Origin of the sequence: Zobellia barbeyronii (assembly GCF_018603515.1) — a bacterium.
Lineage (GTDB): Bacteria > Bacteroidota > Bacteroidia > Flavobacteriales > Flavobacteriaceae > Zobellia > Zobellia barbeyronii.
In genome coordinates this window covers 41,928-63,226 of record NZ_JACATN010000001.1, presented here as the reverse complement: position 1 = coordinate 63,226, position 21,299 = coordinate 41,928, and the positions used below count along the sequence as shown (strand labels likewise).

Here is a 21,299-nt window from a genome sequence, read left to right as displayed (position 1 = left end):
GTTCGATTATTTCTTTAGTTTTTCATTGAAAAAATTTACAACCTTAGCATGTTCCTTTTCACCCGTAAAGAAAGTATGTCCGGCATCTTTTACGATGATGTATTCAGAATCCACTCCTTTTTTTTGCAACGCTTGGTAAAACAGTTCACTTTGTTCAATTGGCACTAAGGGGTCTTTATTGCCATGCATAATTAAAAATGGCGGATCGTTGTTTGAAATGTAGTTTATGGCGCTAGCTTTTCTTGCAGCCTCTTGCTTTTCTGTAAAAGGTCCTCCAAGGAACTTCACGATGGGTTTAGTGTTTTGTTTTTCGCCTTTTGATTTGTCTGTTGAAGAGGCGTTCATTTGATTTAAATCTGATGGGCCAAACCAATCGCAAACGGCTTGCACCTCGCTAGAAGCATCTGTCACGCCAAGGCTTCCTTCTAATTCTTGTAAGCCGCCGGTAGTACCTATCAAAGAAACCAAGTGTCCACCTGCCGATGAACCCCAGAGTCCGAACCGGTTGGCATCTATTTTATATTGATCGGCGTATTTTCTGAGGTAGCGGATAGCTGCCTTACAATCATAAACCTGTTCTGGGAATTGCGATTCTCTAGTAAGGCGATAATTTATTGAAGCCATTGCAAAACCATGCTTTAAGAGAAAGGCCTGCTTCCCAAAAAGTTGCTTGGTGCCTTTTTGCCAACCACCTCCATGAACCCATATTACAAGCGGATAGGGCTTTTTGAACTTTGTACTATCTGGTAAATAAAGATCTAATGTGTGTCTGTTATGACCATCTTGTATATAAGGAATGTCACTAAATGCTCTTGCGTTTTTAGGTATCAGTGCGCGTTCGGACTGTATTCGTTTTTTATAGGCGTTATAACTTTTAAACTCTTTCATGGATAATTGCCAATCAACATTGGCATCTGCTTGGTCAAAAACATCTTGTTCGAATAAAGGAATTTCTGTAGCTATTAAATTGTTGTCTCCATTGATGTCAAACTTTGAAAATTCGGAATCACTGGAATCCTTTTGTATATAATTTGGGTTGATTCTAGGACTAAGCATGATATTTCTATAGTTAACAGCTGTATGATCGCCCTGAAAGTAAATGGGACCGGGTTTGGTATCGTCCGCATCAAGTGCTCCCTTTGTAGCCCCTAAGATCGGAGCATTATCTACCACTTTTTTGCCGTTAAGGACAATAGTAACATGTTGGTCAACCAAAGTAATATCATATTTTTGCCATTCTCCGCCAACTTTTCCTGCATTTTCAGAAGGCGCTATTCTAGCGAAAAGGGCACCTACACCTTGTAGACCTTGCATTCTACTATCTCTATCTACAACTTGTGTCTCATATCTTCCACAAAGATATATACCACTATTTCCACCCTTTGGTACATTGAATTCTAGTTGCAGATTAAAGTCTTTAAACTCGCCATCCGTCCGCAGGTTGCCATATTTTGAAAATGGGTCAAAATTGAGTTTTGGAGTTTCGTTAACCAAAACGCCATTTTCGGCCCTCCAGCCATTAATTTGATTTGGATTGGTCAAACGCCATCCAGATAAATCCTTCCCGTTGAAAAGGGCGATAGGCGCTCCGAATTTTACTTTATCTAAATCAGGTTTCAGGGGTAAAGGTGGTAGCCGTTTTCCCTTAAATTCTTGAGTATCAAAAGTGCCATCTTGCAATGGTACATACATTATCATTTTTATGACATCTCCTGTTATCACTGCTTTGTTGGAAACCTCTACTTTCTCTCCAGTTGGTGGCCCTCCAGGATAATTGGGAGCTCCTGTTTTTAGTTTTCTTTTATAATAAAGTGTATCGGCTTTGAACCTTAAGTCGGAAATGGCATTTCCCAAACCCACAGTCCAGATTTCTCCGTTCATAACACCTCCGTTTATATTAAATGAAAACCACGCCGGATGACCGTTAGGTAATATGGTTGCCCAATTTCCAATAAATTCATCATTTATTTTAGAGGAGTCTTGGCCGTTTCCCTGATAACTAAATAGAAAAGCAGTAATTGCACTAAGTAGAATAGACTTAAAATTTATCATAATTTACTGTTTTCAATGGGTTTAAATTGCAAAACTAAACTTGAGAACCGGCACGTATAAGCAGGTCCCGCGTCATTTTTATTCCTTCTTCTTCTGAAGCAGAGGATGTGCTGAATTCGATGCCGATAAAGCCTTCATATCCTGATTCTTTGACCAGTTTCATCATTTTTAAATAATCTATGTTCTTTTCATTTCCAGCAGAATCAAATTCACTTGCTTTTGCACTTACTCCTTTAGCAAAGGGCAAAATCTGGGCAATCCCTTTGTACTTATCATACTCTTCTAAACATTCTCGATTTTTATTTTTTTTGATACAGAAATTGCCAAAATCTGGCAAAGTGCCACAATTTTTACGCTCAACATTTTTCATAATATTCGCCAACCATGTGCCATTGGAAGAGAACCCGCCATGATTTTCAACTAAAATATTGATATTAGAACCTGCGGAGAAATCCGCAAGCTTTTGTAATGAATCAATAGCTGCTTCATTGGCCTCTGTCTTTTCAACTCCCCCGCCTAAATTCACCCTAATGGCATGGCATCCAAGAAAGTGGGCCGCATCAATCCATTTGCGATGATTTTCTATGGCCTGTAAACGTTTTTTAGAATCTGTATCAGCCAGTTGTCCTTCTTGGTCAATCATGATTAAAACATTCTTAACCCCTTCAGAATTGGCTCTATTATTCATTTCAGTAAGATATTTTTTATCCTTTGCCTTGTCCATGAAAAATTGGTTAACATATTCCAATCCTTCACAGTCTAGGCTTCTGGCTTTTATAGGAAAATCAAGGTTATCCATTTTTCCCGCGCGTAGGACATTGTGGAAAGACCACTGTGCCAAAGAGATTTTAAAGAACAAATCCTTTTGCATAAAATTTAAATTCTTCATTCCGAATCCAGGTGTTGCAGACATTGCAACAAAAGTTCCCGCTTGCAGTGTATGTGCTATAAATTTTCTTCTATCCATAATTCTTCCGATTTAATATTTTTTGCCTTTTAATACGTGTCTTTCAACCTCATAATTAGCAAAAAGAGTTGGTTCTTAAAGTGCATTTGAATATGTCCACTTTTGTTTCTCAAAAGAACTTTAAATTAAGTATGGTTATGTATCAGGCAATTAATTTGTTGTATTTGCTGGTAAATGATTCCATTAATAGAGGGAAGACTATTGACTTAAAGGGTGTTGAATAGTAAATTTTATTTGTGAATCTTAAATATGGAGTCTCTTGTTCTTGTATTGGCATCAACTATTCTAGTACGAATGTGGAGCTTTTCTGTAGGCAGATAACCAACCCTAAAAATTGGGTATAAAAAAAAGCTCTTGATTTCTCAAGAGCCTTTTTTCTAGTAGCGGGGACTGGACTCGAACCAGCGACCTTCGGGTTATGAGCCCGACGAGCTACCTACTGCTCTACCCCGCGATATGGGTTTTTATCTCACTTGTCTTGCGACTTCAGGTCATTAAGCTGACGAGATAAAGGTGCGCTACTATTTGTAACGGGCTGCAAATATACAACTGTTTTTTACTTAAAACCAAACTTAGAGCAGAATCTTTTTGAGCATACCTTAAAAAATATCCAAATTCCATATCTTCGGGGCTTGCAAGCCTATTTATGGATACAATAAACGATTTTATTTCTGCCGCGCTGCCTTATACAGAGTGGCCCATGTTTCTTTTACTTATTGGAGGCGGTCTCTTTTTAGTATTTTACTCCAAGTTTTTACCATACCGTTACTTTGGTCATGCCATAGCTATAACGGCGGGTAAGTACGATAATGATAAGGCTGAAGGAGATGTTAGTTCTTTTCAAGCGCTTTCCGCAGCAGTTGCTGCTACGGTAGGTCTGGGGAATATCTCTGGTGTAGCTATTGCCATTCATGATGGTGGTCCCGGTGTTGTTTTTTGGATTTGGGTTACTGCAATCATCGGTATGTGTATTAAATTTTATTCGTGTAGTCTGGCGGTTATGTTCCGTAGTACGGATTCTGAGGGTAAGGTACAAGGGGGTCCTATGTATTACATCACTCAAGGTCTTGGTCCAAAGGCAAAGCCTTTGGCTATATTCTTTGCAGTCTGTGGGTTATTCGGTTTTCTGGGCGTCTTTACGGCGAATCAGTTTACGGAAACTTTCATGAGCGTAGTTGAGCCGTCCGAAACTCTCTTCCATATGAGCGATTTAAATTGGAAGTTGAGCATAGGGGTAATTCTCGCAGCCGTTACTTCTTTTGTGATTTTTGGAGGATTAGAAAAGATAGCCAAAGTAGCATCTGCTATTGTACCTTTTATGGTAATGGTATATTTAATAGCTGTTGTGGTTGTGATGGTATTGAATGCTTCACAAATTATTCCATCTTTAAAATTAATAATTACAGAGGCATGGAACTTTAATACTATAGTTACCGGAGGTTTCTGGGGTCTGGTTATAATAGGTGTCCGCCGGGCCATGTTTTCTAACGAAGCAGGTTTGGGTAGCGCTCCTATGTACCACGGACAATCAAAGACAGATAATCCTATTAAGGAAGGTCTTGTAGCAATGTTAGGGCCATTTATAGATACTATTTTGGTATGTACCTTTACAGCAGTTGTTATTATTTTAAGTGGCGCTTATTTAGAAGATGGTAGCGGAATTGTAATGACACTTTCGGCATTTGAAACTACACTTTTTGGTTATGGCGATGTTTTGCTGATGGTAATTGTAACTGCCTTTGCCATGTCTACCTTGTTTACGTACTCATATTACGGTGTAAAGTGCCTTTCTTTCTTGACTAATGCAAAAATTGGGAAGTTTTACAACTGGTATTTCGTAATCATGATTATTTTTGCAGCAGTAGCTTCGCTAGATTTGGTTAAAAACCTGATAGATCTATCGTATGCACTTATGGTCATACCAAATATGATTGCCGTTTTATTACTGGCACCGAAAGTTAATGCAGCGGCGGCCGACTATTTTAAAAAAATGAAAGATGCAAAAGCATAAAGCAGGATTCGTAAATATTATTGGCAACCCCAACGTGGGCAAGTCTACTTTGATGAACGCTTTTGTGGGCGAGAAGTTATCCATCATTACCTCTAAGGCTCAGACTACAAGACACCGTATTCTTGGTATCGTTAATGGCGATGATTTCCAGGTAATTCTTTCGGATACTCCGGGTATCATTAAGCCGGCCTACGAACTACAATCTTCAATGATGAATTTTGTAAAGTCTGCTTTTGAAGATGCAGATGTACTTTTGTACATGGTGGAGATTGGTGAAAAGGCTTTAAAGGACGAAGCTTTTTTTGAAAAGATAAAGAACAGTAAGATTCCGGTTTTGTTACTGCTGAATAAAGTAGATACCACTACCCAGGAATTGTTGGAAGAACAAGTGCAGTATTGGCAAGAAATGCTTCCAACGGTAGAATTACATCCTATTTCGGCTTTATCTAATTTCAATATTAAGAATGTTTTTGAACGTATTATAGAATTACTTCCAGAAGCACCTGCATATTATCCTAAAGACCAACTGACGGATAAGCCTGAACGATTCTTCGTAAACGAGACTATTCGCGAGAAAATCTTAATACACTACAAAAAAGAGATTCCTTATTCTGTGGAAATCGATACCGAAGAATTTTTCGAAGATGAAGACATCATTAGAATGAGAGCGGTTATTATGGTAGAACGCGATTCTCAGAAGGGTATCATCATTGGTCATAAAGGTAGCGCCCTTAAAAGGGTAGGAGTAGAATCCCGTAAAGACCTAGAAAAGTTTTTTGGTAAACAAGTACATTTAGAATTGTACGTGAAGGTCAATAAAAACTGGCGTAGTGATGCTCGTCAGCTAAAACGTTTTGGATACAATAATTAAAACATCTTAACTATTTAGTAGCGTTCTTTTAAACATTGGTTGTTCTTAAGCTAACATTTAAGTGACCTCGAAATTTCATCTTTGGCGATTAATAACCAACCTTGAAGATGAAAAAAATTAAAAGCATTTCGCTTACTCTTATTGCAATAACTACTTTTTCCTGCGAAAAAGTAGAAGACCTTGTAGGTCATCCAGACCAAGATTCAATTGTAAACACTTCAGAACTCACCTTTACTAAAATTGGTGGGTTCGTTAATGGATCCGGTGATGAGGGCTTCGCCGAAATTAGCGCATTTGATGCAGCTACCAATAAACTATTTGTAGTTAATCCTAAAGAAGGTGAAGTTTCTGTTTGGGATATTTCTCAGCTTTCCTCTCCTTTAAAACAAGTTTCTATCCCATTAGCCGGAACTCCTAACAGTGTTGCAGTTCATGACGGTCTTTTAGCCATTGCTTTAGAAAACGAAAACAAACAAGCGGACGGTACTATTGAGGTGTACGAAACGGCTACTATGACTTTGGCTAATTCATATCATGCGGGAGCATTACCGGATATGGTTGCTTTTAGCCCTAATGGAAAATATATTATTTCGGCTAACGAAGGTGAGCCTAATGATGATTATACAGTAGACCCTGAGGGTACTATAAGTGTAATAGATGTAGAGAAAAACGAGATAAATACGTTGTTTTTTACCAATTATAACGGACAAACTATTGGTAATGACTTTAGGGTTTTTGGTCCTGGTGCTTCTTTGGCTCAGGATACGGAGCCTGAATATGTGGCTGTTTCTGAGGATAGCAAATATGCTTATATCAGTTTACAGGAAAACAATGGTATGGCGGTAGTTGACTTAACGGCTATGACTATTTCAGATATTTTTGGATTGGGGGTGAAGGACCACTCACTTGCCGAAAATGCTATGGATGCCAGTAATAAAGATGATATCGTGGGTAATTTTCAAACTTGGCCCGTTCTAGGTTTTTATATGCCAGATGCTATTACCTATGCTGAAATAGGAGGAGCCGGGTATATTATTTCTGCCAATGAAGGCGATTCTCGTGATTATGATGGGTATTCAGAAGAAGAAAGGGTGAAAGATCTTGAGTTGGATGCAACCGCTTTTCCTAATGCCGAAGAACTTCAGGCAGATGAAAATTTAGGTAGATTAAAAACGACCACAGCTAATGGTGATACGGATGGTGATGGCGATTTCGATAAGATATATTCTTACGGCGCACGCTCATTTACTATTTGGAGTCCACAAGGGCAAATGGTTTATGATAGTGGAGATGAAATAGGAAGAAAAACACTTGAGATTGCACCTGCGTTGTTTAATAACGATGAAGGTAAAGCAGATGGTAGGAGTGATGATAAGGGTGCGGAACCAGAGTCGGTAACGACATTGAAAATTGGTGAGTCTACCTTGTTATTTGTGGGTCTTGAAAGAACAGGTGGTGCTATGGTGTATGATATAACCAACCCATCTGCTCCTGAATTTTTAGAATGGATTTTCAATACGGAAGATGTGGCGCCAGAAGGTCTTTTGGTTATTCCTGCTGATGAGTCTCCTAACGGAGAAAATTTGTTGGTTATCACCAATGAGGTGTCCAATACGGTTTCAATTTATGAGATAAAATAATCTGTTTTAGGTATTTAAAATATTAGAATCCCCGAATTTCAAGTTGAAATTTGGGGATTCTCTTTTTAATTTCCTTACGATTAGTTGATTAGAATTACGATTCCATCGGGATTAATACTATTTTTGCAGCAAAATTAGGAAGTATGAGTGCTATTGTAGCCGTTGTAGGGAGACCGAACGTAGGGAAATCCACGTTTTTTAACCGTTTGATTCAACGAAGGGAAGCTATTACCGATGCCGTGAGTGGGGTTACCCGTGATCGCCATTACGGAAAGAGTGATTGGAATGGAAAAGAATTTTCGCTTATAGATACAGGAGGCTATGTACAAGGTAGCGATGATATTTTTGAGCAGGAAATAGATAAACAAGTAGAACTTGCCATTGATGAAGCAGATGCCATAATTTTTATGGTAGACGTAGAAAGTGGTATAACAGGTATGGACGAAGATGTGGCCAACTTGCTACGTAGAGTTAAAAAACCTGTTTTCTTAGCCGTTAATAAAGTAGATAATGCCAAGCGTGCAGAAGATGCCGTTGAGTTTTATTCTTTAGGATTGGGTGATTATTTTACCCTTTCTAGTATTAATGGTAGTGGTACAGGTGAATTGCTTGATGCTTTAGTGGAAGTACTTCCAGAGCATGAAGAAGAAGAGGATGAGTTACCTAGATTTGCAGTGGTTGGAAGACCTAATGCAGGTAAATCTTCTTTCATAAACGCTTTAATTGGCGAAGACCGTTACATTGTTACGGATATTGCCGGTACTACTAGAGATAGTATAGATGTTAAATATAACCGTTTTGGTTTTGATTTTAATATTGTAGATACTGCAGGTATTAGAAGAAAAGCTAAGGTGAAGGAAAACCTTGAGTTTTATTCTGTAATGCGTTCTGTACGTGCTATTGAACATTGTGATGTTTGTTTATTAATGTTGGATGCCACGCGTGGTTTTGATGGTCAAGTAGAAAATATTTTCTGGTTGGCCCAACGTAATAACAAGGGTATTGTTATTCTGGTAAACAAATGGGATTTGATAGAGGATAAGGAGACAAATACTATGAAGCAATATACCCAGCGTATTAAAGAAGCGATGGAGCCTTTTGTAGATGTGCCTATTCTCTTTATATCAGCATTAACTAAACAACGTATTTACAAGGCTATTGAAACAGCCGTTGAGGTTTACCAACGTCGTTCTAAGAAGGTGAAAACACGTGTACTTAATGATGTGATGTTATCTGTTATAGAGCGTACACCACCACCTGCTTACAAGGATAAATATGTAAAAATCAAGTATATAACGCAATTGCCTACAAATTATCCTCAATTTGCATTCTTCTGTAACTTGCCACAATACGTTCGGGACCCTTACAAACGGTTCTTAGAGAATAAATTAAGAGAGAATTTTGATTTTAATGGGGTGCCCATTACTATTTATATGAGAAAGAAATAAGCGTAGAAATACTTCGCTTTCATTTCTAAGAGTATTCATAATCCCCATAAACTATTTAGATCAGTCTAAGTTGTTTATGGGGATTTTGTGTATAACAGATTTAGCTGTCTTTGGGTAAATAGATAGAACTAGAAATAAGGATAATAATATATGTAGTTAGGATATGTTTTCTTTTCTGAAAAGATGACTAAAGGTTGTGTTTTGAATAGTATTGAAACTACCACCCACCAGAAGCGCCACCGCCACCAAAGCCTCCCCCTCCGAAGCCGCCGCCAAATCCACCACCGGAGCCTCCTCCAAAACCACCACCTCCAAAGCTTCCGGAACCACCACTGCGGCCCATGTTGCTTAGGATGATAATGTCCCAAAGGTCTAATCCGCTGCCACGTTTTCCTCCGTTTTTACCACCGCCACCACGTTTGTTGCGGTTAGATAAAATCATAAGAATGACAAAGAAAATAATAAAGGGCAGAAATTTACCTAATGGAAAACCACCACCATCATTAAAAGAGCGGTCTTCTTTAAATTCACCATTAAGTGCTTGAAAAATGGCGTCAGAACCAGCGTTTAAGCCACCGTAGTAATCGTTTTGTTTAAAATAGGGAACTATTGCCTGGTCTATAATTCTACGGGACAGGGCATCTGTAAGTCTAGATTCTACTCCGTACCCTGTATTAATAGCTATTCTTCGGTCATCTCTGGCCAAAAGTATAAGGATTCCATTATCGTCATCGGCTTGGCCAATTCCCCATTTTTCACCCCATTGCGCTCCTAGAAAATTAATGTTTTCACCTTCTGTAGAGCTGATAATAGCTACAACTATTTGTGTTGAGGTGCTATCGGAATAGTGAATCAGTTTTTGTTCCAGAGTCTGTTTTTGACCTGCGCTTAGAAGATTAATGTAATCGTAAACGCTGGTCTGCTCCTTCGGCTTATCAGGTACCTGATATTGAGCCGTTACCAGATTATAGCAACAGAGTAAGATTACGAGTATACTACCCTTTAGATACTTCATCGCTAAGTTCATTTTTATCGCCGTGCTCCCAAGGAAAATGTGCTTGCAGCTCTTTTCCGGCTTTTAAGATACCGTCTATGATACCCTGCTTAAAGTTTCCTTTTTGAAATTGATTTTGAATGACATCTTTGGTAGTGTCCCAAAAATTATCGGGTACTACCTTATTAATGCCCTCGTCTCCGTATATAGAAAACTTTCTATCGTTTACGGCAACGTAGATCAAAACCCCATTAGCTTCTTTGGTATTTTCCATTTTCAAGAGTAGAAACACTTCTTTAGCCCTTTCAATAGGGTCTAGGCGTGTGTGCGGCTCAATATGCACTCTGATTTCGCCAGAAGTGTCTTTCTCGGCCATATGTATAGCCTTGACAATTTCCTGCTCTTCATCTGCCGTTAAAAATGCTTCTACTCTTGACATATTCTATTTGAAATCAAATTCAACATCAGGAGCGTTTTCAGAACCTGCGTCAGCTTTGTAGCGTGCCATATCTTCAAATCCAAAAATACCTGCTAGGAATGAACCTGGGAATTTTGAGATGTGTATGTCGTATAGATTTACAGTTTCGTTAAACTTGTTTCGTTCAACGTTTATACGGTTTTCAGTGCCTTCTAATTGTGCTTGTAGCTCTAAGAAGTTCTGATTCGCTTTAAGTTCTGGATAACGCTCAACTACTACCATCAATTTACTCAAAGCACCTGTAAGTCCACTTTGTGCTTGTTGGAAAGCGGCCATTTTTTCTGGCGTAAGGTTATTGGCATCAATAGTTGTTGAAGTTGCTTTTGCACGTGCTTCAATAACATCTGTAAGTGTACCACGTTCAAAATCTGCTGCACCTTGTACCGTTTTCACTAAATTTCCGATAAGGTCGTTTCTACGTTGGTAGGCACTTTCTACATTAGACCAAGATGTTTTTGCGTTGGCTTCTAAGGTTACTGCGGTATTGTTAAAACCAACAGCCCATTGGTAAAGACCAACGGCAATGACTCCTAGTACAATAAGTACGACTAATCCTTTTTTCATTTTAAAAATATTAGGTTATAGTTAATGTGCTGTAATTAGCAAAACAGTGTGTTCAATACATTAGACCACAAATTGATCAAAAAGTTACAGTTGATCTTTAATTTTCGTCAATTCAACTTTAATACGCTCTAATTTGTCAATAATAGCGAAGTTATTAAGCGTTTTTTGACGGTTCTCCTTTAAGTGGGTTTTCGCACCATCTAAAGTAAAACCACGCTCTTTTACCAAGTGGTAAATGAGTTTAAGGTTGTCAATGTCCTGTGGCGTGAATTTGCGATTGCCTTTCGCATTTTTCTTAGGCTTGAGTGCATCAAATTCTTTCTCCCAAAAACGAATTAGGGAGGTGTTCACGTCAAAAGCCTTGGCGACTTCGCCAATGCCATAGTACCTTTTTTCTGGGAGATCTATTTGCATTAATCCAAAGATTGATTTTCTTGTGCTGCGTGTTTGAGCATATTCTCAAATTCTTCTGCGGTCAAACTGCCGTAGTAGAAATTTATAGGGTTGATGCGGTCTTCATCTTTCCAAACTTCGTAATGTAAATGCGGAGCTTCTGAACGGCCTGTGTTACCTACAAATCCAATTAAATCTCCACGTTTTACTCTTTGACCTTTCTTTACATTATACTCGCTTAGGTGTCCATAAAGGGTTTTGTATCCGTAACCATGATCTATACGTATATGTTTACCATAACCGGACGAACCGTTATCTGCACGGGTTACTTTACCATCACCAGGTGCATATACCGGTGTGCCTTTTGGTGCGGAAAAATCCATACCTCTGTGCAGTTTACGTGCTTTGGTGAAAGGATCTGAACGCCAGCCAAAACCGGAAGCCATTCGCTTAAGGCTTTCATTGGTAACTGGTTGAATAGCAGGAATAGCCATTAAGAATTTTTCTTTTTCTTCTGCCAGTTTTGTTATTTCATCCAACGATTTGGACTGAATGGACATTTGTTTCTTAATGATGTCCAGACGCTTGGTCGTGGCGGTAACCATTTCTGAATTATTGAAACCCTCCAAAGATTTGTAACGGTTAATACCTCCAAAACCAGCTCTTCGCTGTTCTTCGGGTATAGGGTTGGCTTCAAAATATAAACGGTAGATGTTATTGTCTCGGTCTTCTATATTGGCCAAAACCTCTTCAATTTGACCCATCTTTCGATTTAAAAGCTCAAACTGAAGTTCATAGTTTTTTACTTCCCGCGAAAGCGAAAGCTCTCTTGGGGTATTGATAAGATTGGTGTTCATTAAGAATACCAAGCACATCAAACCAAAAAGAAATGAACCTATAAAAAATAGGGCAATATTACGATAGCGGCGCGATTTTTTGGCCTCTATCTTGCGATACGATAGCGTATCTGGATCGTAATAATACTTTACCTTAGACATGTATCTATTTTATCCTATTTTTGTGCTGTTTTAGCGGGATAAACAAATATAGAAATACTTTCCTTTAAAACGCTAATTTTTGTAAAACCTTATAATTCTCTATGACTTCCAAGGAAATCCGATCTCAATTCTTAAATTTTTATAAAGAAAAAGGACATAAAATAGTTCCATCTGCTCCAATGGTCGTCAAAGATGACCCTACTCTTATGTTCACTAATGCGGGCATGAACCAGTTTAAGGAGTTCTTTTTGGGGAATACCGTTGCTAAAAACACGAGAGTTGTAGATTCTCAGAAGTGTTTGCGCGTTAGCGGAAAACATAATGATTTGGAGGAAGTAGGTAAGGATACCTACCATCATACAATGTTTGAAATGTTGGGAAACTGGAGTTTTGGCGATTATTTTAAAGCCGAAGCTATTTTATGGGCATGGGAGTTGCTTACAGAAGTTTTAAAGGTTGATAAGGATTGCCTTTATGTTTCAGTTTTTGAAGGAAGTAAAGATGCAGATAACCTATCGTTAGATACGGAAGCTTTTGATTTATGGAAGGCCATTGTACCTGAGGACCGGATTATTTTAGGTAATAAAAAAGATAATTTTTGGGAAATGGGGGATCAAGGCCCATGCGGACCTTGTTCTGAAATTCATGTTGATATCCGCTCTGCGGAAGAAAAAGCCAAAGTTTCCGGAGCTTCATTAGTGAATGCAGATCACCCATTAGTGGTTGAAATATGGAACTTAGTTTTCATGCAGTACAATCGTAAGGCAGATGGTTCATTGGAGTCGTTACCAGCAAAACATGTAGATACCGGAATGGGTTTTGAACGTTTGTGCATGGTGCTTCAAGACGTGAAATCTAACTACGATACAGATGTTTTTAAACCTATTATTCGTGAAATAGAGATTATAACACATAGCAAGTACGGTAAAGATGAAGAGACTGATATTGCCATTCGTGTAATAGCAGACCATATTCGTGCCGTTTCTTTTTCTATTGCAGATGGGCAATTGCCTAGCAATACGGGTGCAGGTTATGTAATTAGACGTATTTTAAGACGTGCCGTGCGTTATGGCTTTACGTTCTTAAATACAAAAGAACCATTTATGTACCGTTTGGTAAGCGAACTTACCGAAAGTATGGGCGAGGCTTTCCCAGAGTTGAAGGAGCAACGCCAGTTAATTGAAAACGTAATTAAAGAAGAAGAGTATTCTTTCTTAAAAACGTTGGAGCAGGGTCTTGTTCTTTTAGATCAGGTAATAGCCAATGTAAAAGGAAAAGAGGTTGATGGTAGAAAGGCTTTTGAATTATATGATACCTATGGTTTCCCTATAGATTTAACAGCTCTTATTCTTTCTGAAAAAGGATTAAGCCTAGATGAGAAAGGATTTGATGTAGCCATGCAGGAACAGAAGAACCGTTCAAAATCGGCTTCAGAAATTTCTAAAGATGACTGGGAAGTGCTTTCAGGAGATTTAGAACAGGAGTTTGTTGGTTATGATGTACTTCAGTCTAATGTAAAACTGGTAAAATATAGAAGAGTAACTTCAAAAAAGGCAGGAGAACAATATCAACTGGTCTTTAATCTCACCCCTTTTTATCCAGAAGGTGGTGGTCAAGTTGGTGATAAAGGGTATCTAGAAATGCCTAATGGCGATGTAGTTTACATTTTAGACACCAAAAAAGAGAACAGTGAAATAATTCACTTTACCAAAAACCTTCCTAAAGATATAAGCGGAACGTTTAAAGCGGTAGTGGACAAGAAACAACGAGAACGTACTCAGGCCAACCATACTGCTACGCATTTGCTACACCAAGCTTTACGTGAGGTACTTGGTGCGCATGTAGAACAGAAGGGCTCTGCAGTGCATTCTAAATATTTACGATTCGATTTTTCTCACTTTTCTAAGGTGTCTCCGGAAGAACTTCGGGAGGTAGAAAGTTTTGTAAACGCACGTATTGAAGGGCAGTTGCCTTTTGAAGAACATAGGAACATACCAATGGAAGAAGCTGTGAAAGCAGGTGCTATGGCTCTTTTTGGTGAAAAATATGGAGATACGGTAAGAACAGTCCGTTTTGGACAGTCTATTGAACTTTGTGGAGGAACCCACGTAAAGAATACAGGCGATATCTGGCATTTTAAGATTAAATCAGAAGGTGCGGTAGCTTCAGGTATACGAAGAATTGAAGCGATTACTTCTGACGCCGTTAAAGATTTCTATGATGAGAATGATAGAATCATTTCCGATATGAAAGGGTTGTTGAATAACGCTCAAGACACGGTAAAGGCAGTTTCTAATTTGCAGGAGGAAAATGCAAAGTTGAAAAAGGAGGTAGAGGGACTCTTAAAAGACAAAGCTAAAAACCTGAAAGGGGATTTATTAAATGAGCTAGAAGAAGTGAACGGTGTTCAATTTCTGGCCAAGAAGATAGATTTAGATGCTTCTGGAATTAAAGACCTTAGTTTTGAAATGGGTCAGAACAAGGATAATCTTTTCCTTCTTTTCGCTACGGACCAAAACGGAAAAGCATTGTTGTCTTGTTATATTTCAAAAGAATTGGTAGCATCAAAAGGGTTGAATGCCGGAACTATCGTTAAGGAGTTGGGTAAATTCATCCAAGGTGGTGGAGGTGGTCAGCCCTTCTTTGCTACCGCTGGTGGTAAGAAACCAGAAGGTATAGATGAGGCACTGTCCAAAGCTAAAGAATATCTACAGTAAAATATAAAAACGCCCCGCTCATTTAGAGCGGGGCGTTTTGCTTTTGGGGACTTATTTAATATGTAGTTTAATTATAGCAAATGAAGCATTTCTCTATTTTATTATTTTTTCTAATTTGTAAAATCGGCTCTTCTCAATCTGTTGAGAAAATAGTTTTGGATGAGGAAGATAAAACTAGTGGTTACTATTTAGCTGTAGTACCAGCGGAAAATAAAATTGAAGGCGTATTAGTTTTGTTACCTGGTTTTGGACAGCAGGCCGAAACTATTTTTCCCGAAACCAAACTTCATAAAGAAGCATTTAAAAACAATATACTGACCATTGGTTTTGCTGCGGGTTCTAGATTATTACTAGAGCAAGAGATTCAAGAAAAATTTACTAAGGTCTTACAGGATGTTATAGAACGATTTTCTGTGGATAAAGGGAGGTTTGTTATAGGTGGATTCTCTGCCGGAGGTACCATTGCTTTGCGATACACGGAATTGTGTTTAGAGTCACCCGAAAATTACCCCATTGTGCCCAAAGGCGTGTTTGTGGTTGATTCGCCAATAGATGTTTTCCGTTTGTGGGAAGGGTTTGAAGAGACTATAAAAAACGACAAATCAGAAATAGCGGTACAGGAAGCTAAATACATAACTGAGCTGTTGACCGGTAAATACGGTATTCCTGCAGAAAATGTATCTACATATTCTAAAATGAATCCTTTTTCAATGAATAGGGAATATGGAGAGAATGAAGTGTACTTAAAAAATATTGCAGTACGAACATATCATGATGTGGATATTTCATGGCGACTACAGAACAGATACCAAAGTGCCAAAAATCAAAATTTTATGGCAACTTCAGAGCTAATCAATAGGCTGCTTATTTTGGGTAATGAAAGGGCCCAGTTTATTCAAACATTAGGAACGGGTTACCGCAGTGATGGGCAAAGGCATCCTCATTCATGGTCTATTGTTGATGAAGTTGAGTGTATTGAGTGGGTTAAAAATATACTTAGTAAATAAGGAGGAGAGGTGAAACTAAATCTCAAATAAAGGATGAAACCTTCAACTAAATCGGGAGTAAATTTATGAACACCTTACTCTTTCTTTTTCTTATTCAATTTGTAAATAAGCCAAATAAAGCCAACAACAAAATGGAGTAAAATAATGCCGGCAATAACATAAATTAAAGTATTTGAGCTACCTCTCATTTTACATCTTTCTTAAATTACCCACAAAACTAAGTATCAGATTAAAATAGAAATATGACATTAGTCAATAACGCTATTTAGTCTGTTTTTAATTATACTGCTGGTGAAGAAAAACTTTAGTCTAATTCTCGAAAGTTTTAAAAAAAGAATGGCAGATTACAATTTTAGGTCCTTAAGGCTTAACTAAATATTTACTTCTTTTTTTAGCTTTTTTGGCTTTTTTGGCTGCTATTTTTGCCTTCGGCAGGATTAGTTTAAAAGTAGTTCCTTTCCCTTTCCCTTCAGATTCTGCAATGATGGTTCCGCCATGTGAAACCGCAATTTTTTTAACCATATAAAGCCCCAGGCCCGTTCCTTTTACATTCTTGTGAAAACGTTCAAAGGGTGTGAATAATTTTTTTAAGGCTCGTTCATCCATACCTGAACCATTATCACGTACTAAAAAGCTATTGGTGTCTCCATTATCTACATACTTCACAGATATGATAGGATTTGGCTGGTCTCCCATATATTTGATAGCATTATCTAGGAAGTTGCTAAAAACCTGAGTTATTCTTTTGCGATCTCCAAATATTTCGGGTAAGTCGTGAGCAATATTAAGCTCAATATTTTCTTTATTAAGTTTTCCTTTGATAAGGTCTCTTGATAAATTCAGTATTTCATTGGTGTTTAATACCTCATTTTTGTTTTTAATTTTACCCAGTTTTGCAATTTTAGTGATGTCCGAAATCAATTCGTTCATGTTATCACAGGAAATATCTATCAAGCTTAAATATTCCTCTACAGTAGTAAAATCTTCTGACTCAATTGCCATTGGCACGAGACCGGCAATTCCTTTAATATTGTTAAGCGGACTTTTTAAATCATGGCTAACCGCAAAGGTAAAGCGTTGAATTTCCTTATTTTTTGATTCTAAATCATTTGCAACTTCTATCAGTTTGTTTTTTTGAAGCCTTAATTCTTTAGTACGTTCTGCTACTTTTAGCACTAGTTTCCTTTGATTATTTTTAATACTTCGTACTTTAAGGTAATAGGCAATATAAAAGACCAATAATACTAGCGCCACTAATAAAGAACGGAACCACCACGTTTTCCAATATGGAGGGGTAATGGTCATATGAAGATCTAATTCATTGTCTACCCAAACCCCGTCAGAATTAGTAGATTTGATGCGTAATGTATATTGTCCAGGATTTAGATTCGTATATGTAGCACTTGGGTTGTTCCCTACATAGTTCCAGTCTTTTTCAAAACCGTCTAGATAAAATGCATAATTCACGCTTTCTGGACGACGAAAAGTAAGGGCTTTAAAATCAATATTAATAACAGATTGGTCGTAGTTAAGGGTTAGAGAATCTACTTGGCTAATATCCTTTTTTAAAACCCCAAAACCGTCATTAGGCAAAACGGATTTATTGAATATTTTTAGATCTGATATAAATAAAGTAAGCTTATCTTTTTGTTTAGCAACGGCACTAGCGGTAAATATGTTAAACCCGTTTACACCTCCAAATATATACTCACCTTTACTAGTAATTAAAGATGAATTTGGATTAAATTGGTTAGCCTGTAGACCATCACCTACATCATAATCTATTGTGTTTCCGGTAGTTGTATTATACCTAATAATACCTTCTTCTGTGCTTAACCATAAGCGTTTATTCTTATCGTCTATAATCTCCTTAATGGCATCATTTTTTAGTCCATCAGACTTTTTAAAGGCTTGGAATGAGTCGCTTTCAGGTATATATTTATTAAGCCCCCCTTGAGTACCTGCCCAAATGACATTCTCACTATCTTGTATAATGGAGTTGACAAAATTATTGCTTAAAGAATTTTTACTATGATAATGAGTGCTTTTCCAGGTGCCACCACTTTCGGTCAATTTAATTAATCCAGAATTTAGACTGCCAATCCAAATATTGCCTTCTTTATCTTCAAATATTCTATTTAACGAATTAATATCAGTACCATCTAATTCGGAAGTAAGACTAATATTTTCATGGCTATTTGTTTGTGGATTAAAAATTTGAACACCGGCAAAATAATTAATAATCCAAATACGACCTTTCTTATCTTTTAAGAGATCAACTATGATATTTGATTTCAAAAATGAATTTTGAGTGTTCAACTCTTCAAATTTCTTACTTTTCGTATTGAAAACGATAATACCGTTTGTCCATGTGCCAGCCCACAATTCATCCTTTTTGGTTTGCAGTGTTGAAAGGACCACGTCACTACCAAAATTTTTATCCTTTAAAGAGTAGTGTTCAAATGTATCTAAAGCTCTGTTCCAGCAATTTAATCCCCCACCATCGGTTCCTATCCATATATTCCCTTCCGTATCCTCACTAAAACAATTCACTAATTTATTACTCAAAGATTTAGAATTGAATGGATCAGAAGTAATGTGTTTGAATTTAAAAAATTCCGGGTCATAAAAATTGAGGCCGCTTTTATAGGGGGCTACCCACATAACGCCATTCTTTGTGCTTAAAAGTGACCAAATAGAGTTTCCTGAAATAGAATTTGGTTTAGACACATTGTATTCTATGTGTTGTATGCGGTCTAATGTTTTGGTATAGATATATAGGCCATCATTTTCAGTGCCTATCCATAATTCATCTTTATCATTCTTTGTTAAAGAACGTATGCTAAAGCCTGGGCTTACATCTTTTTTCTTGGTAAGAAACTGTAAAGTGCTATCTATCTTCAATTCTATTAGTACTCCGCTAATAGTACCTAATAAAAAGTCGTTTTTCTTTAATGGTATGGCAGTAACAATTTCATCTGTTTCCTGAAGTTTACTCAAGATATCCATTTCCTTGTTTATTACCAAAATATTGTATGTAGAGATAACAAGCATGCGCTCATCGTCAAGAGGCATTACCTTAATAATTTTGTCAACCCTCCTGCTTTTAAGCTTTACATAGTCATCAGGAAGCTTAAAGTGTTTTAATTCTCCGGTTTCTGGTAGGTATCTATATAGCCCGTCTTTTTCAGTACCTAACCATAAATAGCCATTTAGTCTAGTTACCCATTCAAACCTTTTAGATTCTATCTTCTTTGCCTCTTTCTTGAACGGATAAGGGATCACAAGATTTAAACTACGATCATAAAAACTTAAGCCATGGTTTGTACTAATTAATAAGTTCTCATTATCCTCATATAAAGAAACTATGTATTCATGGGTAAGGCCTGTTACACCATCTACTGTTTTATTATATATTTCAAAGTCTTTACCATCATATCTGTTCAGGCCATTTCTAGTTCCAATCCAAATAAAACCATATCTGTCTTCCAAAAGAAAAGTAGCCGTACTATGTGATATTCCCTTTTCAATATGTTGAAAAGTAAGGGATTCTTGGTTTTGAGATTGAAGGGTGTGTAAGGAGAGGAAAAGAATAAAAAAGGTAAGAATCCTTAAGAAATATTTTAATACCATTTTTATTCTTTTGTAATATACTTGTTTTGAGCGCATTTAAAGGTAAGAAATTACTTCCAAATAAAATTTAAAATTCTATTTTCCACTAGAATTACTAAAGGTCTTGGATTTTTTTTTGAATAAAAAATTAAAATTTAAGTAGGAAACTTAAAGTGAGTGTTGAATACGCCGTAATAAATTGTAATTAGGTATTTTTAAAGTTGAAAAAATCTAATATTTTGAGTAATAATTGAGATTCCAAGTCCAAATCATAATAATGAAAGTATTTCTTCCCTTTGTTTTTATTCTCGGGCTGATTAGTTGTAAACCGTTGACCAAATTACCTGATTATCTTGGGGAGACCTGCCCTGACTCTGTTCCTGTAATTTTTGCACCGGGTGTAGTTTCAGTTAAAGGTAGGTTAGAACATGGTATTTCCTTTGCGCCTAATACGGAAGAATTAGCATTTGGAATACTAAGCAAGGATGAGTCTGGAAAGATATATTATGCTAAGAAGCTTAATGAAAATTGGACTGAACCGGTGGTTTTTGAACCATTAAAAGATAAGAGTGTTTTTCTTCCCTACTTTTCACCAGATGGAAAATCCTTACTCTATGCGCAAAGTAAACCGGATACAGACAATACATATGTTACTGATATTTGGATGATTGAAAAAATGAATGATAATTGGAGTTCACCAAAGAAAATACAAGCTCCAATAAGTTCTATGAGTAGGGAGGCCAATGCAAGTATGACCTATGATGGGACAATATATTTTTCATCAAATAGAAATTGTGATGGTAAGCAAAATTGTTTCACCGCAGATTTATTTTGCTCAAAACTAATTGATAACGAGTATAGAAGTGTAGAAGCGATTTCTGAATTTGTTTCTTCAAATGATGAGGAAAGTGTATTCATTTCTCCAAGGGAAGAATACATCATATTCTGTAGATATACCAATAATGAAACCTTAATGGATTTATATATAAGTTATCGCGACCATGATAATAACTGGACAGAACCTCAAATTCTTGACTCTACCATAAATTCAAAAGAAGGGGATAGGAGACCATTTGTTACCATTGATAATAAATTTTTGTTTTTTACCCGACTTCAAATTGAAGAAAAGGGATTAACTGAATCTGATATTTTTTGGGTAAATACATCAAAGGTTTTTAAACCTTTTGTTTATAAGCCACTTCCTGATGCCGTTGTACAGCTTGGTGATAAGTTTGAATTTGAGGTTCCTGAAAATTATTTTAAAGATATTGATGATAACCAAGTAGCTTTGAGTATTAACCAAGCTGAATTTAGTTGGTTAATGTTTGATAGTAAAAGCATGAAGATATCCGGTTTGCCTATTCTTTCGGGAGATTTTGAATTGACTTTTACTGCAGTTGATAAACATTTAAATACCACTAAGGATAAGATTATTATAACGGTAATGAAATAGGGATGGATACTTGTCTTAATGAAAGAACATCCTGATTATTCCTTAAAGGATATTGCTTTTGGAGAGGCAGATTAGAAGATGTTTTCTCCATTAT

The 21,299-nt window shown here is 37.0% G+C and carries 15 protein-coding genes and 1 tRNA gene; 7 read left to right on the top strand and 9 right to left on the bottom strand.

Annotated features, from left to right (window positions below; translation table 11 throughout):
- Positions 1 to 6 precede the first annotated feature (6 nt).
- The 3 genes from HW347_RS00260 to HW347_RS00250 form a co-directional block, all read right to left on the bottom strand.
- On the bottom strand, positions 7 to 2,052 hold the full coding sequence (locus HW347_RS00260; protein WP_214609969.1) for a family 16 glycoside hydrolase: 2,046 nt from the start codon (positions 2,050 to 2,052) through the stop codon (positions 7 to 9).
- A 34-nt stretch (positions 2,053 to 2,086) separates the two neighbouring features.
- Positions 2,087 to 3,019: a sugar phosphate isomerase/epimerase family protein gene (locus HW347_RS00255; RefSeq protein ID WP_214609968.1), complete on the bottom strand. Its 933-nt coding sequence runs from the start codon at positions 3,017 to 3,019 to the stop codon at positions 2,087 to 2,089.
- Between the two features lie 381 nt (positions 3,020 to 3,400).
- Positions 3,401 to 3,473, bottom strand: a tRNA-Met gene (locus HW347_RS00250).
- A gap of 192 nt (positions 3,474 to 3,665) precedes the next feature.
- Here HW347_RS00250 and HW347_RS00245 point away from each other — a divergent pair.
- The 4 genes from HW347_RS00245 (at position 3,666) to der (ending at position 8,989) form a co-directional block, all read left to right on the top strand.
- On the top strand, positions 3,666 to 5,030 hold the full coding sequence (locus tag HW347_RS00245; RefSeq protein ID WP_214609967.1) for an alanine/glycine:cation symporter family protein: 1,365 nt from the start codon (positions 3,666 to 3,668) through the stop codon (positions 5,028 to 5,030).
- A complete protein-coding gene (era, locus tag HW347_RS00240) occupies positions 5,017 to 5,901 on the top strand; it encodes a GTPase Era (protein ID WP_214609966.1) in 885 nt (294 codons plus the stop codon). The genes HW347_RS00245 and era overlap by 14 nt, the downstream gene beginning before the upstream one ends.
- A gap of 107 nt (positions 5,902 to 6,008) precedes the next feature.
- Complete coding sequence (locus tag HW347_RS00235) at positions 6,009 to 7,541, top strand: choice-of-anchor I family protein (protein ID WP_214609965.1); 1,533 nt, start codon at positions 6,009 to 6,011, stop codon at positions 7,539 to 7,541.
- Between the two features lie 143 nt (positions 7,542 to 7,684).
- Complete coding sequence (gene der / locus HW347_RS00230) at positions 7,685 to 8,989, top strand: ribosome biogenesis GTPase Der (protein WP_214609964.1); 1,305 nt, start codon at positions 7,685 to 7,687, stop codon at positions 8,987 to 8,989.
- Positions 8,990 to 9,206: 217 nt separating this feature from the next.
- Here der and HW347_RS00225 read toward each other — a convergent pair whose 3' ends face one another.
- The 5 genes from HW347_RS00225 to HW347_RS00205 all read right to left on the bottom strand — a co-directional run bounded on the left by HW347_RS00225 (position 9,207) and on the right by HW347_RS00205 (position 12,416).
- Positions 9,207 to 10,004 (bottom strand): TPM domain-containing protein, encoded by a 798-nt coding sequence (locus HW347_RS00225; protein ID WP_214609963.1) that lies wholly within the window; start codon positions 10,002 to 10,004, stop codon positions 9,207 to 9,209.
- Positions 9,985 to 10,422 (bottom strand): TPM domain-containing protein, encoded by a 438-nt coding sequence (locus HW347_RS00220; protein WP_155598240.1) that lies wholly within the window; start codon positions 10,420 to 10,422, stop codon positions 9,985 to 9,987. Before HW347_RS00220 ends, HW347_RS00225 begins: the two co-directional genes overlap by 20 nt.
- A gap of 3 nt (positions 10,423 to 10,425) precedes the next feature.
- Positions 10,426 to 11,025 carry a LemA family protein gene (locus HW347_RS00215; protein WP_214609962.1) on the bottom strand — a complete coding sequence of 200 codons (600 nt, stop codon included), beginning with the start codon at positions 11,023 to 11,025 and terminating at the stop codon, positions 10,426 to 10,428.
- 84 nt (positions 11,026 to 11,109) lie between these two features.
- Entirely contained in the window at positions 11,110 to 11,439 is a 330-nt protein-coding gene (locus tag HW347_RS00210) for a MerR family transcriptional regulator (protein ID WP_155598242.1), read from the bottom strand.
- Positions 11,439 to 12,416 (bottom strand): M23 family metallopeptidase, encoded by a 978-nt coding sequence (locus HW347_RS00205; protein ID WP_214609961.1) that lies wholly within the window; start codon positions 12,414 to 12,416, stop codon positions 11,439 to 11,441. The genes HW347_RS00210 and HW347_RS00205 overlap by 1 nt, the downstream gene beginning before the upstream one ends.
- A 101-nt stretch (positions 12,417 to 12,517) precedes the next feature.
- On the opposite strand from HW347_RS00205, the gene alaS reads away from it, so the two are divergent.
- Together alaS and HW347_RS00195 are read left to right on the top strand one after the other, a co-directional pair.
- Positions 12,518 to 15,133 (top strand): alanine--tRNA ligase, encoded by a 2,616-nt coding sequence (alaS, locus tag HW347_RS00200; RefSeq protein ID WP_214609960.1) that lies wholly within the window; start codon positions 12,518 to 12,520, stop codon positions 15,131 to 15,133.
- 80 nt (positions 15,134 to 15,213) lie between these two features.
- Entirely contained in the window at positions 15,214 to 16,140 is a 927-nt protein-coding gene (locus HW347_RS00195; protein ID WP_214609959.1) for a hypothetical protein, read from the top strand.
- 360 nt (positions 16,141 to 16,500) lie between these two features.
- Here the strand turns inward: HW347_RS00195 and HW347_RS00190 are convergent, their stop codons facing one another.
- The gene (locus HW347_RS00190; RefSeq protein WP_214609958.1) at positions 16,501 to 19,773 is read right to left on the bottom strand and encodes a ligand-binding sensor domain-containing protein; all 3,273 of its coding nucleotides are present in this window, start codon (positions 19,771 to 19,773) and stop codon (positions 16,501 to 16,503) included.
- 256 nt (positions 19,774 to 20,029) lie between these two features.
- Between HW347_RS00190 and HW347_RS00185 the strand changes: the two genes are divergently transcribed.
- Positions 20,030 to 21,205, top strand: a complete 1,176-nt coding sequence (locus tag HW347_RS00185; protein WP_214609957.1) for a putative Ig domain-containing protein — start codon at positions 20,030 to 20,032, stop codon at positions 21,203 to 21,205.
- The last annotated feature ends 94 nt before the right edge of the window (positions 21,206 to 21,299 follow it).